General features: G+C 71.5%; 13 protein-coding genes. 8 read left to right on the top strand and 5 right to left on the bottom strand.

Going from position 1 to position 12,392, the window contains the following annotated elements; all coding sequences use genetic code 11:
• Positions 1–203: 203 nt before the first annotated feature.
• Positions 204–524: a DUF3040 domain-containing protein gene (locus IE265_RS28165; protein WP_190038518.1), complete on the bottom strand. Its 321-nt coding sequence runs from the start codon at positions 522–524 to the stop codon at positions 204–206.
• Between the two features lie 516 nt (positions 525–1,040).
• Between IE265_RS28165 and IE265_RS28160 the strand changes: the two genes are divergently transcribed.
• From IE265_RS28160 to IE265_RS28145, 4 genes are all read left to right on the top strand, one after another.
• Entirely contained in the window at positions 1,041–3,164 is a 2,124-nt protein-coding gene (locus tag IE265_RS28160; RefSeq protein ID WP_190038517.1) for a SpoIIE family protein phosphatase, read from the top strand.
• 137 nt (positions 3,165–3,301) lie between these two features.
• Positions 3,302–4,972 carry a hypothetical protein gene (locus IE265_RS28155; RefSeq protein ID WP_190038516.1) on the top strand — a complete coding sequence of 557 codons (1,671 nt, stop codon included), beginning with the start codon at positions 3,302–3,304 and terminating at the stop codon, positions 4,970–4,972.
• 57 nt (positions 4,973–5,029) lie between these two features.
• Positions 5,030–5,770, top strand: a complete 741-nt coding sequence (locus IE265_RS28150; protein WP_190038515.1) for a class I SAM-dependent methyltransferase — start codon at positions 5,030–5,032, stop codon at positions 5,768–5,770.
• 269 nt (positions 5,771–6,039) lie between these two features.
• Positions 6,040–6,744 carry a DUF2470 domain-containing protein gene (locus IE265_RS28145; RefSeq protein ID WP_190038514.1) on the top strand — a complete coding sequence of 235 codons (705 nt, stop codon included), beginning with the start codon at positions 6,040–6,042 and terminating at the stop codon, positions 6,742–6,744.
• 34 nt (positions 6,745–6,778) lie between these two features.
• Here IE265_RS28145 and IE265_RS28140 read toward each other — a convergent pair whose 3' ends face one another.
• Together IE265_RS28140 and IE265_RS28135 are read right to left on the bottom strand one after the other, a co-directional pair.
• Positions 6,779–7,480 carry a hypothetical protein gene (locus IE265_RS28140; protein ID WP_190038513.1) on the bottom strand — a complete coding sequence of 234 codons (702 nt, stop codon included), beginning with the start codon at positions 7,478–7,480 and terminating at the stop codon, positions 6,779–6,781.
• A 151-nt stretch (positions 7,481–7,631) separates the two neighbouring features.
• The gene (locus IE265_RS28135; RefSeq protein ID WP_190038602.1) at positions 7,632–8,213 is read right to left on the bottom strand and encodes a dihydrofolate reductase family protein; all 582 of its coding nucleotides are present in this window, start codon (positions 8,211–8,213) and stop codon (positions 7,632–7,634) included.
• 169 nt (positions 8,214–8,382) lie between these two features.
• Here IE265_RS28135 and IE265_RS28130 point away from each other — a divergent pair, with 169 nt between their 5' ends.
• Entirely contained in the window at positions 8,383–8,799 is a 417-nt protein-coding gene (locus IE265_RS28130) for a hypothetical protein (protein ID WP_190038512.1), read from the top strand.
• A 205-nt stretch (positions 8,800–9,004) separates the two neighbouring features.
• Here the strand turns inward: IE265_RS28130 and IE265_RS28125 are convergent, their stop codons facing one another.
• Positions 9,005–9,541 (bottom strand): hypothetical protein, encoded by a 537-nt coding sequence (locus IE265_RS28125; protein ID WP_190038511.1) that lies wholly within the window; start codon positions 9,539–9,541, stop codon positions 9,005–9,007.
• A gap of 437 nt (positions 9,542–9,978) precedes the next feature.
• Positions 9,979–10,236: a hypothetical protein gene (locus IE265_RS28120; protein ID WP_190038510.1), complete on the bottom strand. Its 258-nt coding sequence runs from the start codon at positions 10,234–10,236 to the stop codon at positions 9,979–9,981.
• A gap of 260 nt (positions 10,237–10,496) precedes the next feature.
• On the opposite strand from IE265_RS28120, the gene IE265_RS39150 reads away from it, so the two are divergent.
• The 3 genes from IE265_RS39150 to IE265_RS28105 all read left to right on the top strand — a co-directional run bounded on the left by IE265_RS39150 (position 10,497) and on the right by IE265_RS28105 (position 12,336).
• Entirely contained in the window at positions 10,497–10,631 is a 135-nt protein-coding gene (locus tag IE265_RS39150) for a hypothetical protein (RefSeq protein ID WP_308434823.1), read from the top strand.
• A gap of 117 nt (positions 10,632–10,748) precedes the next feature.
• Positions 10,749–11,495 carry a hypothetical protein gene (locus IE265_RS28110; protein WP_190038508.1) on the top strand — a complete coding sequence of 249 codons (747 nt, stop codon included), beginning with the start codon at positions 10,749–10,751 and terminating at the stop codon, positions 11,493–11,495.
• A gap of 196 nt (positions 11,496–11,691) precedes the next feature.
• Positions 11,692–12,336 (top strand): dihydrofolate reductase family protein, encoded by a 645-nt coding sequence (locus IE265_RS28105; RefSeq protein ID WP_190038507.1) that lies wholly within the window; start codon positions 11,692–11,694, stop codon positions 12,334–12,336.
• Positions 12,337–12,392 lie beyond the last annotated feature (56 nt).

Here is a 12,392-nt window from a genome sequence, read left to right as displayed (position 1 = left end):
ACCGTCGGGCCTGCCGAGACCGCTCGCAGGCACGTGGCGCGGGGGTCCCTTCGCCGTGCGGTTCCTCCTCCCACGGTCGCCGGGGGCACGGCGACCGTCAAACGCGGAGGCGCGTTGGTGTTACGTCTTCAGCGGTCCGGACCGGGCGAACGGCACCGGAGCGAGACGGCTCTCCCGGAGCCGGCGGAACGGCGGGCCGCCGGTCACCGGCGGCGACGTCGCGCGGAGCGGGCGAACAGCCACACGGCCGCCAGCGCCAGGGTCGCGGTCCAGACCGCGGCGAACGCGACGGTGACCGGTGTGTGGGCGGTGGCGATTCCCGTGATCATCAGCGCGAGTGACAGCAGGCAGAGCAGGACCAGGCCGCGCCCCGAACCCATGGCCTCCGGAAGACCCCGGCGGCGAGGCCGCTGGACGGGGACCTGGTCGCCCATCCGCAGGGCGAAGTGCCTGTCCTGCCGCAGCGCGTGTTCCATCTGTGCGAGCACTCGGCGCTCGTTCTCCGACAGCGGTGACCTCTCCACGAGCCCGATCTCCTCCCGGGGCCCCTGGGCCGGATGCCAGGGTCATCACCTGTCCGGTTTTCCCGCCTCGCGGCGGTCATGTGTGCGATGGGCGGCACACTTCGCGCCTGGGTGCGAGGCGGCGCCGTCGCCGGGGGCGGGCGAGGCTCCGGGTCGGCGGCTCGCTGACGTAGAGGCGCAGCGCCGGCCCGGCGGCCCGCGCCCGGCGACCGAGCAGCCCATCGGTCCGGCGGCCCGCGCCCGGCGACCGAACGGTTCGGCAGTCCGGTGGCCCGGCGGTCCGGCAGCCCGGCAGGGCCAGGGGCGGCCGAGGTCGCCGGGGCTCGCCGAGGTCACCGGGTGGCGGTGGCCGCCGACGATGGGGGAGGAGCAGCGGGGAGGGCGGCTGCGAAGCCGCACGCCGGGCTCCAGCACCGCACCGCGGCTCAGCAGGATCGTTTTCGCGGCGTATTGTCATGATATGCGTGCGCGTGGTCTGGGCTGTGGGGTGATCCGGCCGAAAGGGGCTCAACGGCTATGCCGGCCGATCCGAACGGTCCCGTGACGGAAGGCTCCGGGGCACCCGGTGACACGGAGCCGCTGGACGAGGCACTCGTGGGCGCCGTGCGACGCACCGGTGCGTCGGCCGGCGGGATCTTCCTGCTGGACGAGACCAGGCGGCTGCTGTGCCTGACGGTGGCCTGCGGGTTGCCCGTCGACGTGGCGGTGTCCTGGCGGCGCGTGGCCGTGACCTCCCCCGTCCCGATCGGCGAGGCGTTCCGCGAGGACCGTCTCGTGTGGGTGGGCTCGCCGGAGGAGATGGCCCGCTCGTATCCGCACACCGCGGCGGCGATGCCCTACCGGTTCGCGTTCGCCGCGGTACCCCTCGCCGGCAGGAACCGCAACTGGGGCGTGCTGTTCCTGGTCTGGCCCGCCAACCACTCCGGGCGGGTGTCGCCACGCGAGCGAGGGCACTTCGTCTCGCTCGGCCGGCGTGTGGCGAGGGTGATCGAGGACGCGGGCGGAACGGTCGTGCCGCCGGACCAGCCCCGCGTCATTCCGGTGTCGGCCGCCTCCGAGCGGCGCGCAACCGCGGCGCAGGCCGCCGTGGACTGCGCGGAACGGCTGCCGGAGGGCTTCGTGGCGCTGGACCTGCAGGGCCGCATCACCTTTCTCACCAGCAGGGCCGCGGACATGCTCGGCCTCGATCCGGACCGGCTCCTGGGCACGCAGCCGTGGCAGTCCCTGCCCTGGATGGACCAGATCCAGGTGGAGGACCACTACCGCGCCGCGGTCATCAGCCGAGAGGTCGTCTCCTTCCCCGTCCTGCGGCCCCCCGCCAACTGGCTCGACGTGGAACTCCACCCCGATTCCAGCGGCATCAGCGTCCGGATCACACCTCGCAGCCCCCAGGCGGAGTCGACGCGGGCCACGGCCGCTCCGTCGGTGCCCGCGGCATCCGTCGGCCGGCTGTACCAACTGGTGCACCTGGCCGCCGCCCTCACGGAGGTCGTCGGCGTGCAGGACGTCGTCGACCTGATCGCCGTCCAGATCCTCCCCGCGTTCGGAGCCGACAGCATGGTCCTGTCGGCCGCCGACGCCGGCCGCCTCAAGATCACCGGCCACTACGGCTACGACCAGCGGACCATCGAACGCCTCGACGGCCTTCGCCTGGACACCCGCCTCACCCCGGCCGGCGAGGCACTGGTCAGCGGCACCCCCTCGTTCTTCGCCGACCCCGGCGAACTCGCCCGCCACTACCCGGACGCGCCCCGGATCAGCGGCAAGCAGGCATGGGCCTTCCTCCCGCTCGTCAGCAGCGGCCGTCCCGTCGGCTGCTGCATCCTGACCTATCAGCGACCCCATACGTTCACGGCCGACGAACGGGCCGTCCTCACCTCACTCGCCGGCCTCATCGCCCAGGCCCTGGACCGGGCGAGGCTCTACGACGCCAAGCACGGACTCGCCCACACCCTCCAGCAGGCACTCCTCCCGCGCAGCCTGCCCGCCCTCCCCGGCCTGGAAGTGGCCGCGCGCTACCTCCCGGCCGGGCACGGCATGGACATCGGCGGCGACTTCTACGACTTGATCCGCCTCGACGAGGACACGGCGGCCGCCGTCATCGGTGACGTCCAGGGCCACAACGTCGCGGCCGCCGCCCTCATGGGACAGGTCCGCACCGCCGTCCACGCCACGGCGGGCTCCCGGCCGGACGAGGTCCTGGCCCGTACCAACCGCGTCCTCGCCGACCTGGAACCCGACCTCCTCGTCTCCTGCCTGTACGCCCACGTCGACCTGGCACGCCGGCAGGTCAGCCTGGCCAGCGCGGGCCACGTCGCCCCGCTGCTGCACCATCCCGGACGGCCGCCCACCGTGCTCGACATCGAGCCGGGCCCGCTGCTCGGCGTCGGCGTCGACCTGCCGTACCCGATCACCACGGCCCCGATGCCCCTGGGGACGACCCTCGCCCTCTACACCGACGGACTCGTCGAGATCCCCGGCTCCGACATCGACAGGGTGGCGGGCGAACTCGCCCAGTACCTCGCGGGCGAACCGGAGCCGGACCGCCTCATCGACGACCTCGTCCACCACTCCTGGCCCCGCGGCCACCCCACCGACGACATCGCCGTACTCGTCCTGCGGGCCGTGGAAGCCCTCTGACGAACCGCGATGCCGCGGCCGGCCGGCGTCGCCGGGTCCGCCGTCGGGCCCAGCCGTGCGGCGAGGAGACGGTCGACGCCTCCACAGGATCGGGGTCCGCCTGGCAGACTGTGCGCCACCCTGGGGGGAGACAAGTCGTGCCGCAAGAGCTGACCGTCCGCCGGATACTCGGTGACCAGCCGTTCGCCGAGATCGGCCGGCCCGTATGGGCGGTGACCGACGAGCGCCACGGCTGCGTCATCGCCGCCGGCGACCTCGGGCACGTCATGTGGCGCGGCAGCGGCCACTGGCTCGCCCACCGGATCGGCGTGTACGAGGCGGGCACCCTCCGCCCCCGCCACGTCGTCGCCTCGCGCTACCCCGTGTGTGCCATCGAGCCCCATCCCGAGCTGCCGCTCGTCGCCGTCGGCACCGGCCGCTACGACGGCTCGTGGGACTTCCAGGGGCAACTGCTGCTGCTGCACCTGGACACCGGGCGCGTGACGAATCTGCTCAGCAAGAGTCGCCAAGTACGCCATCTGCGCTGGCTGGAGGACGGCAGGCTCGCGATGCTGCTGTCACCGGAGGACAAGGACGGCGGCTTCGGCAAGGGTTTCGAGCTGGCCGTAGGAGTGGAGGACTGGCTGTCCGCTCCGGCCGGTCTGGTCGACCCCGACGCCGTACGCCATCCGATGGTGGAGAGCGGACTCCTCTACGACCCGCAGGTGGAGGACACCCTCGCGCGGTTGACGGACGGTCGATGGCGGCGGCGGGCGGAGGTGCGGGACCTGGCGGTGCTGGCCGACGGAAGTGTGCTCGCCACCGGCCGCCACACGGACCTCGAACGCTGGTCCCCGTCCGGCGGGTTGAGCTGGGCTCTACCGGGGGTCGGAGAGGGGAGCGTCCAGGTCGAGGCGGCCCCCGACGGCGAGTCGGCGTGGGTGACGTACCGGGGCTACCGGCGGGACGATGCGACAGGACGTCAGGTCGACCGCGCGACCACGGTCCGGCGGATCTCGACCGCGGACGGCGGCGCGATGGACAGCGTCGACATGCCGTCACCGCCCGCACTGTGCGCCACGGACGAGGGCTGGCTCGCGCTGCGCCCGCGAGGCCGCGACGCCCACGCCGCGCTGCTGCTCGCCCCCACGCACCAGCCGGCGGGTCACCTCGACCTCGCGCCCAGCCGCTCCAACTCCCCTGCTCTGCGCGTCAGACGCAGCACCCGTCTCCTGTACGTGGACGGCCCCGGCCCGGACGGCGACTCTCCGTGGGTCAACGCGATCGATCCTCCGGGCGCCCACGGCCCCGCCACGGTTCGCGCTCTCTTTCCTCTCCGGTGGGACCCTGAGTCCGCTCTGCAACCCTGGTACGGCCCCGCGGTCGAGCTGGCGGACACCCTCGTCCACGCGGGCCGGTCGTACGAGCGGGGCGCCACCTACGCGAAAGCGCGCGAGGGCACGTATGTCGTGAGCCGTCGGCTTCCGGGCGGAGAGGCGCGCTGGGTGCACCGCACCGACAAGCCGCTCGCCGACCTCGACGGCGACGAGGGGAAGTTGTACGTCGTGTACCTCACCGGCGAGGTGGAGACCTTGGACACGGCGACGGGTGAGGTGCGGGCCCGGCACACCCTGCGCGCCCACGGGCACCCGGTCACGCCGGTGTCCGCCGCGTACCGGGCCGACCAGCAGCGCCTGGTCGTGGGGACGGTGGACGGGCGGATCCTGGACTGCTCGGTCCCGGACCGACAGGGCGGGGCGGACACCGGGCGCGTCGGCCGCGCCAACGGGACGGGACCCGGTGATCGGACAGCTCCGGGATCTCGATGAGAACTGACAACGCTGCGACCACCGCGCGGTGTTGGCGGGAAGCGCATACTGTGCGGTGTGGCGATCTACGACAGCATCGGAGCGACCTACGCCGGCACCCGGCGGCCGGACCCGCGAATCGCCGCCAGGATCCATCAAGCCCTCGGCGATGCCGCCACCGTGATCAATGTAGGAGCCGGCACAGGCTCCTACGAACCGCCCCACACGCTGTCGGCCGTTGAACCCAGCTCAGTGATGATCGCCCAGCGCCCGGCGGGATCCGCGCCGGCCCTGGAGGCCTTCGCGGAGTCGATCCCTCTCGCCGACGACTCCGCCGATGCGGTGATGGCCCTCCTCACCGTGCACCACTGGAGCGACCTGGAAGCCGGCATCGGCGAACTCCTGCGCATCGCCCGGCGGCGGATCGTCGTCCTCACCTTCGACCCCGACATCAACCACAAGTTCTGGCTGCTGGAGGAGTACCTGCCCGAGGCAGCCGCGTTCGGCGACGAACGAGCCGTCGCGGTCGACCGCTTGGCCGGGCTGCTGGGAGGCGCCCGCATCGAAACCGTGACCGTCCCGCACGACTGCACCGACGGATTCCTCGCCGCCTTCTGGCGCCGACCCGAGGCGTACCTCGACCCGGAAGTGCGAGCAGGCATCTCCCTGTTCGCCCAGACCGGCGAAGAAGTCCTCCGGCCGGGCCTGGCCCGGCTGTCGGACGACCTGTCGTCCGGCCGGTGGCACCGACGCCATGCCGACCTGCTCGACCGCGAAGCCCTCGATGCCGGCTACCGGCTTCTCGTGGCCGACCTGTAGGGCCGCGCCAGCCGTCCGACCGTGCGCTCCGAACCGCGGGAAGGCGCCGGCCACGGCGGTGCGTCAGACGCGTCTCCCCAGCCGCCCCGATGTGACCTCTGCCGGGGCCACCGGCCGCGGGTCGTCGGGCAGGGGACGGGGCCCGTCCGGTCCCACCCAGCCACCGGATCACCGCCGGGCGGCCCGCGAATCGGCTCGCGGCCTGACAACGAAAGGGGTCTTAAGTTAGGTTAGCCTTACCTAATTCACTGGACCTCTGGGAGATCCGGATGCGTCGCATTCCACTGAGCGCCCCCGCGCCGACAGCCGCCGAGCGCGCCCGTTCCATCGTGGGCGTCGCCCATTCGATGACCGTGGTGAGCGAAGGCCGGCACAGCGAGGTGCGGCGTCTCGACGGCGCCGGAGTCATGGGCCAGGTCCATCTGCACGCTCCGTTCGAAGGATCCGGCACCCCACCGGGCGGACGCGTGCCGGTCAGGCTGGAACTCACCGATGTCGCGCCCACGCCCGTACGCGACCGTCTGCGCGCCCGAGTCACGCTGACCGGGCTGCTGGCAGCGCCCTACGACCCCGAGTCCACCGAGAGCACCTGCATGGAGATCGGGCAGTGCGTGCTGGAGGACGACAACGGACGCTCCCATGTGACCCTCCAGGAACTGGAGGCGGCCGAGCCCGACCCGCTGGCGACGTGTGAGGCGGGCATGCTGACCCATCTCGTGGACGACCACCCCGAACTGGTCCCGCTGCTCCTGCGCTTGGCCCGCCCACACCCCGACGGCGACGTGCAGCGCGCCCTTCCCCTCGGGATCGACCGCTACGGCTTGACCCTGCGCCTGGAACACGCGCGTTCCCACCAGGACATCCGGCTGCCCTTCCACAAGCCCGTGAGCCACGTCGACCACGTCGGTCCGCAGATCCACGCCCTGCTGGCCGCGGCCCGACGTCTCTCCCACACGGGCCGCCTCATCACCTGAGCCGTCCCGCCGACGACAGGCGTCAGGGCGGGCGTCAGGCCGGGATCAGGACCGTGAGCCACTCCGCCTCGCGGGGCCGATACCCATGACGTTGGCCGAGCCCCGTCACGACGGCCGGTACGTGACCCGCACCGTAGACGACGGCCACCCGGATCGCCTCGCCGCCGCGTTCCGTGTGGATGTCGCTGAGCGCGTCGAGCAGGAGCTTGTCCCGCCGGTCGGTCAGCGCGTAGTGGACGGGGTCGTCGGCCAGCATCTCGGCCCGCAGCGTCGACGGCAGATCCTCCACCTCCAGGTCCTCGTCGAGGAATGCGCTCGGACCACGCAGCGCGAACACCAGGCCCATGACGGGAGCGACGGCTATCAGGAGCAGGTACTGCCAGCGCGGCAGCGACTTCAGGTCGCTGACGGCCTCCGCCGCGGTGACGTCCGGGTTGACGATCTGGGCGTCCTCGGGGATCAGCAGTTCCTGGCGCTGTTCCTGAAGGCCGTTGCGCCGCCGACGCGGTGTGAACCGGTAGGCGAGGGTGAGGGCACTCAGCGCGGCCGACTTCCCGCGTACCCCCTCGATGACGACGATGTCGCAGGCGGCGAGCCGCCTGCGGACCTCGGCGTAGAACGACGGCGAAGCCACATGGAGCATCGGGAAGATCACGAACTCCATTGGTGTCTCACGCCGCTTCATGGTGATCACAGCGGATCGGACGGCATAGCCGGTCACTTCTATGATCTGCATGGCTCCCCCGCGGAGATCGCCCGATCGACGTGCTGGGCCCACACCAGGACACGAGCACGCCCGGGGTCGCGGTTCCCCCTGTGAACTGCGGGTCTGCGGACCGGGCGCGCGTCGGGGCCACGGCAGCCGGGCCCTCGACGGCTCGGACAGGTCAGCGGCGCACCCGGTGGCGCAGGTGAAGCACCCGGTTGCCCTGGATCACCACGTCAGGATCCTCCAGCAGGTGCTGCGCGTGGACCGACCCGAAATAGCGCTTGCCGGTTCCGAACACGACGGGCACGACGTCCATACGCACCTCGTCGACCAGGCCCGCGGCAAGCACCTGGCCGCCGACATCGCCGGCGGCCACCTCGACCAGGCGGTCACCCGCGAGCTCCTGCGCCTTGGCCACGGCCGCCTCGACACTGTCGACGAAGTGGAACGGCGCTTCCGGGTTCCAGCCCTCGGGCTCCGGCCGGTGCGTCACGACCACCACGTGGTCGATGCCGCTGGGCGGCGTCCCGTCCCAGCCGTCCGTCATGTCGAAGACGTGGCGGCCGACGATCGTCGCCCCGATCTGGTCCCAGTAGGGCCGGATGTAGTCGAAGGACGTCCGGGACACCTTCACCACGCCGCTCTCGTCCAACGGGACGTCACCGCTGGACAGCCAGTCGAACAGCGGTCCGGGCTGGTCGTTCTCGTCCGCGATGAAGCCGTCCACCGACACCGAGGCGTACAGGACCACCTTGCCCACGGGGCTCTCCTCTGCTCTTGGCATGCCCTCAAATTAGCGTTCCGTCGGCTGTCGCACCGGTAGGAAGTCAGTCGGCCGACAGTGTCCTGCCATCCAGCGGGCGGCCGGGATGTCCACGACGCACTGCCCGTAACCTGTGACCCGCGCACAGCAATGGAGAGGACGGCAGTTGGACGACGAGGAGGCCCTGCGCCGCTACGGGCTGCACCCTGCCGCGGCGGACCTCGACGAGATCCGGGAGCTGCTCCGGCGGGAGACGGCGAGCGAGCGACGCGCCCAGGGCGATGGCGACACGGAGCTCATGAAGCTCTTCTGCGTGCAACTGTTCAACTGCGGCGACCTGGAGGACGCGTTGCTCGTATGGGACGCGAAGAGTGCCGGCTTCGACGCGGCGTGCTCCATCGACATCCAACTCCTGCTGGGCCGCGGGCTCGAAGCCGTGAAGGCTCACCTCGCGACCCGTTCCGCGCCCTCCGCGGCGGCAGCGCTGCACCGGCTGCGCGAACTCGAACGGGACGGCGAGTTCGAGGACTTCTCGGTTCGGGAGCACTCTGCCTTCTACGACAGCTACTACGGCGACCGCTGAACCCGGAGTGCCGTGGCGTCGCCCTTCGACGCGACAGCCGCGCGAGGCGATCGCCAGGCACGGTGGGAGCGTACGGCCCCTGGTCTTCCCGGGCCGACGCGCCCGTACCGCGCCGAGTGGCGCCCGGGTCGCGCGGGCGGCCCGCACGGCACCGGCCGGTGTCCGGGCTGCGGGCGCCCGGACACCGACCGGTCGCTGGCGCCGTTCAGCGGCGGCTTTCGATCTTGAGGAAGGAGCCCTGGGCGTCCTGCTGGACCTCGCAGGTCAGGTTGCCCTCGGTCGAGCAGCCGGGGGTGACGTTGCCACTTGCGTCGACGGCGGCGGTGATACGAAGCCGGCCCTGGTCCCCCTCGGTGCTGTACAGGGCGGAGGAAGGAGCGTCGACCGGGACGTTGAAGCTGTAGTTGGGGAGCAGTGTGCGGGGGAAGTCGGCGCTGCCCTCCTGGGAGACACGGGGGACTCCGGAGAAGGGCAGGGACGGTCCGGTGACGATGCGCAGGACCCCCGCGCCGGTACCGGTCCCCGGAAGGCTGGTCACGGGCGTCTGGGAATCGTTGCCGTTGTGGGAGCCCACGGTGTTGTCGCGGCCGGCGGTGAAGATGTCGTCACCCGCGTACTGGTTGACGCTGGTGATGACGATCCTGGGGCCATCGCCGTTGCCGACTGCGGCGGCCGTGGCACCCGGCAGGCCGACGAGGGCGGCGGCGAGCAGGGCGGTGGTGGAGGCGACGGTGCGGATCACAGGGTGTCCCTTTCGACAAGAGCGGTGGGTTCGGGGGCGAGCGTAGGAAGTGCTCGCGGACCCTTGCCGCACCGTCGCCCGGCCGGGTGGTGTCGCTGGGCCAATCGCCTCCGCGCCCGTGGCACCCGGAGGGTCCGGGACCGAACGTCCCGGCGCCGCACATGGTCTGTACGGCCGCCATTCCGCTCACGACCTGCGGATGTGGCGCGACGCGGCCGGCCCCGAGGGGCGCCCTCCCGGATGCGTCGGCGGGAACCATACGCCCGCGAGAAGGAGGCGGCGACCCGACCGGCGGCAGGTTCCCCAGCCGTGGCTCATGGCGAGGAGCAGGCCGATTCGTCGCCGGGACGCGGCGGCGGGTGCCGGCCAGGCCGGTCGGTCGGCCAGTTCCAGGGCCGGGGCGTTCCCGCCGGAGGAGGTCACGGACGAGGGTTCGGTCAGGGGGCGATCTTGGCCTGGAACCCGTAGTCGAGTTCCGCACCGTCGACCAGCACGGCCTCGACCGTGCGCGTACGGGGATCGATGTCGGCGATCACGCCTTCTCCGGCGTATCGCGGGTAGCCGGTCTCGCCCTGCTCGCCGGTTGCCTCGACGAGGGCGGAGCGCACGGCTCCGGCCTCCACGGTGGCGGGTTGGGGGTCCTCGAAGTGCTCGGGGACCAGCAGGACGGTGAAGCGCTGCGGGTGAGTGGTCATGGTCCGGACTGTAGGCGGCTCTCCTGCCGGTCGCGGCGTAGGCGCAGCGGTTATTCCGCGCTCCGGCCGCCGGTGCCGAGGACCGGCGGTACGTTCCTGGCCCTGGTCGTGCGGCCCCTGTGCCGCCGGCGGCTTCCTGGGGTGCGTGCGGTGGACGGTGCCCGCATTCTGAAGGCATGGCCGGTGACGCGTCCGTGGTCGTGTATGCGCCTGCCGCAGACGGTGGCCGAAGGGTCCGTGTCGCGGAGGGTTTCGTCGGCATGGCGTACACGCTGGTCGACGTCGCGGAGTTCCTTCAGCGGGCGGGGATGGACGACGTGGAGGCGTGTGACGTCAGGACCGCGAACTGGATCGAGTGGCGCGGCGGCGGACCGGGGGTGTGGGACCACCGGTAGCGGCTCCGCCTGGAAGATACTTATAGGCCCCTAGGGGTAGCAACTATCCATGCGATGCGGGAGGCTGTGCGGAGCCGCAGGCGATGAGCCTGACCTCCGGCGTCGATGGGGGACCTGATGATTCACATCACTCTCGGGGCGATGCGGTATGTCGACCCCGAAGTCGACCAACTGGGCCGCGACCATGTCGGTTGGGACGCGAACATGGATGACGAGGCGCTGTTCCGGGCGAACCGCGGCTGCTGGGTCCTGGGGGAGCGGGCGGACCGGGAGCAGTACGCCCTGCTGTCGGCGCAGGGAACCGTGCGTCAGGCGATCGAGATCGACAGCCTGCTTCCGGTGTCGGGCGGGCGTCGGGCGATGGCGGGGCGCTACCTGTCGGCCGGGCACCCGGTGTACGACGCGTACGTCGGCAAGCCGCAGCCGGTCGAGCCGACCCGCAACCCGGTGACCTACTTCGATTCCCCGCACGCCGCGCGTGAGTGCGGCTGCGGTTGCGGAGTCCCCGTCACGCTCGGCTGGTTCCTCACCGGCCACGAGCAGAAGGCGCTGCACGACCGCGTCGCCAAGATCGGCACGGTCCACCAGTTCATCGAGTGGTTCGACCGCGTCCACACCGGAGCCGAGCCGGTCACGCTGTCGAAGATCGTCTGCATAGCGCCGCACGCCAACGCCAAGAAGGAGTGCAGCGCGCACGGTACCGCTGCCGGGTGTACGCCGCTGGTGGCGGACGTCGTCCTGCGCGATGCGGCCAGCGAGCACATCGCGTGGGCGGTCTGCGTCCGTTGGCTGAAGGAGAACCGCGATGCGGTGATCTGGCTGGAGCGGAATCCCGGCGTGGCAGCGCTGTTCGAACTCTCCTGAGCAGGCAGACGACGTTCCGCCCCATCCGGCACTCCTCCGACCGGAATCGTCGTTCAAGCCTTTCGCGTGATCAAACAGGTGGGGAGAGGTCCCGCGGGCGAGCGCGGCCCGAGTCGCGAACCGGTCGCGGACTCGGCGATGAGTTTCGACCGTCCGACAGGTCTCACCACCGCTGTCGACAACACAGGAGGAGCACGTGGCCCAGCTGCTGAGAGTCCAGAACTTCAATGTCTCGAGTGACGGGATCGGCGCCGGTGAGGACCAGACTTTGGAGAGGCCGTTCGGTCACGTCGAACCCGAGAGGCTCTTCGCGTGGGCCGGCGCCACGGCGAGTTGGCCCAGGCGTACCGACCCCGGAGGGAGTCGGGGCCTGGACGACTACCTCACGCGGGACTACGCGCGCAACATCGGCGCCGAGATCATGGGGCGCAACAAGTTCGGTCCCCAGCGCGGGCCCTGGCAGGACCACGAGTGGCAGGGCTGGTGGGGCGACGAACCCCCGTTCCACACGCCGGTGTTCGTCATGACCCACCACACCCGTCCCTCGTTCACGCTCTCCGACACCACGTTCCACTTCGTCGACGCGGACCCGGCGAAGGTCCTCGAACAGGCGCGGGACGCCGCGCAGGGCAAGGACGTCCGGCTCGGTGGCGGGACGACCACGATCAGGGAGTTCCTCGACGCCGACCTCGTCGACACCCTGCACGTGGCGGTCTCGCCCGTGAAGCTCGGGTCCGGAGTACGGCTCTGGGAGTCCCCGGACGAGCTGCTCGACCGGTTCCACCTCGATGTCGTGCCCAGTCCGAGCGGGGTGACCCACCACCTGTTCTGGCGCAAGTGACCGACGCGCCGCGGTCCGCTCGGCCACCAGCGGTATCCCGGTGGTGGTCGACCGGA

This window comes from Streptomyces fructofermentans (assembly GCF_014651055.1).
Lineage (GTDB): Bacteria > Actinomycetota > Actinomycetes > Streptomycetales > Streptomycetaceae > Streptomyces > Streptomyces fructofermentans.
The sequence above is the reverse complement of the archived record's forward strand: the minus strand, read 5'-3'. Positions and strand labels throughout refer to the sequence as shown.

Coding starts and splice junctions, on each gene's coding strand:
- IE265_RS28160 (WP_190038517.1), top strand. CDS start 1,041: ATGCCGGCCGATCCGAACGGTCCCGTGACGGAAGGCTCCGGGGCACCC.
- IE265_RS28145 (WP_190038514.1), top strand. CDS start 6,040: ATGCGTCGCATTCCACTGAGCGCCCCCGCGCCGACAGCCGCCGAGCGC.
- IE265_RS28140 (WP_190038513.1), bottom strand. CDS start 7,480: ATGCAGATCATAGAAGTGACCGGCTATGCCGTCCGATCCGCTGTGATC.
- IE265_RS28120 (WP_190038510.1), bottom strand. CDS start 10,236: ATGACCACTCACCCGCAGCGCTTCACCGTCCTGCTGGTCCCCGAGCAC.
- IE265_RS39150 (WP_308434823.1), top strand. CDS start 10,497: ATGGCGTACACGCTGGTCGACGTCGCGGAGTTCCTTCAGCGGGCGGGG.
- IE265_RS28110 (WP_190038508.1), top strand. CDS start 10,749: ATGATTCACATCACTCTCGGGGCGATGCGGTATGTCGACCCCGAAGTC.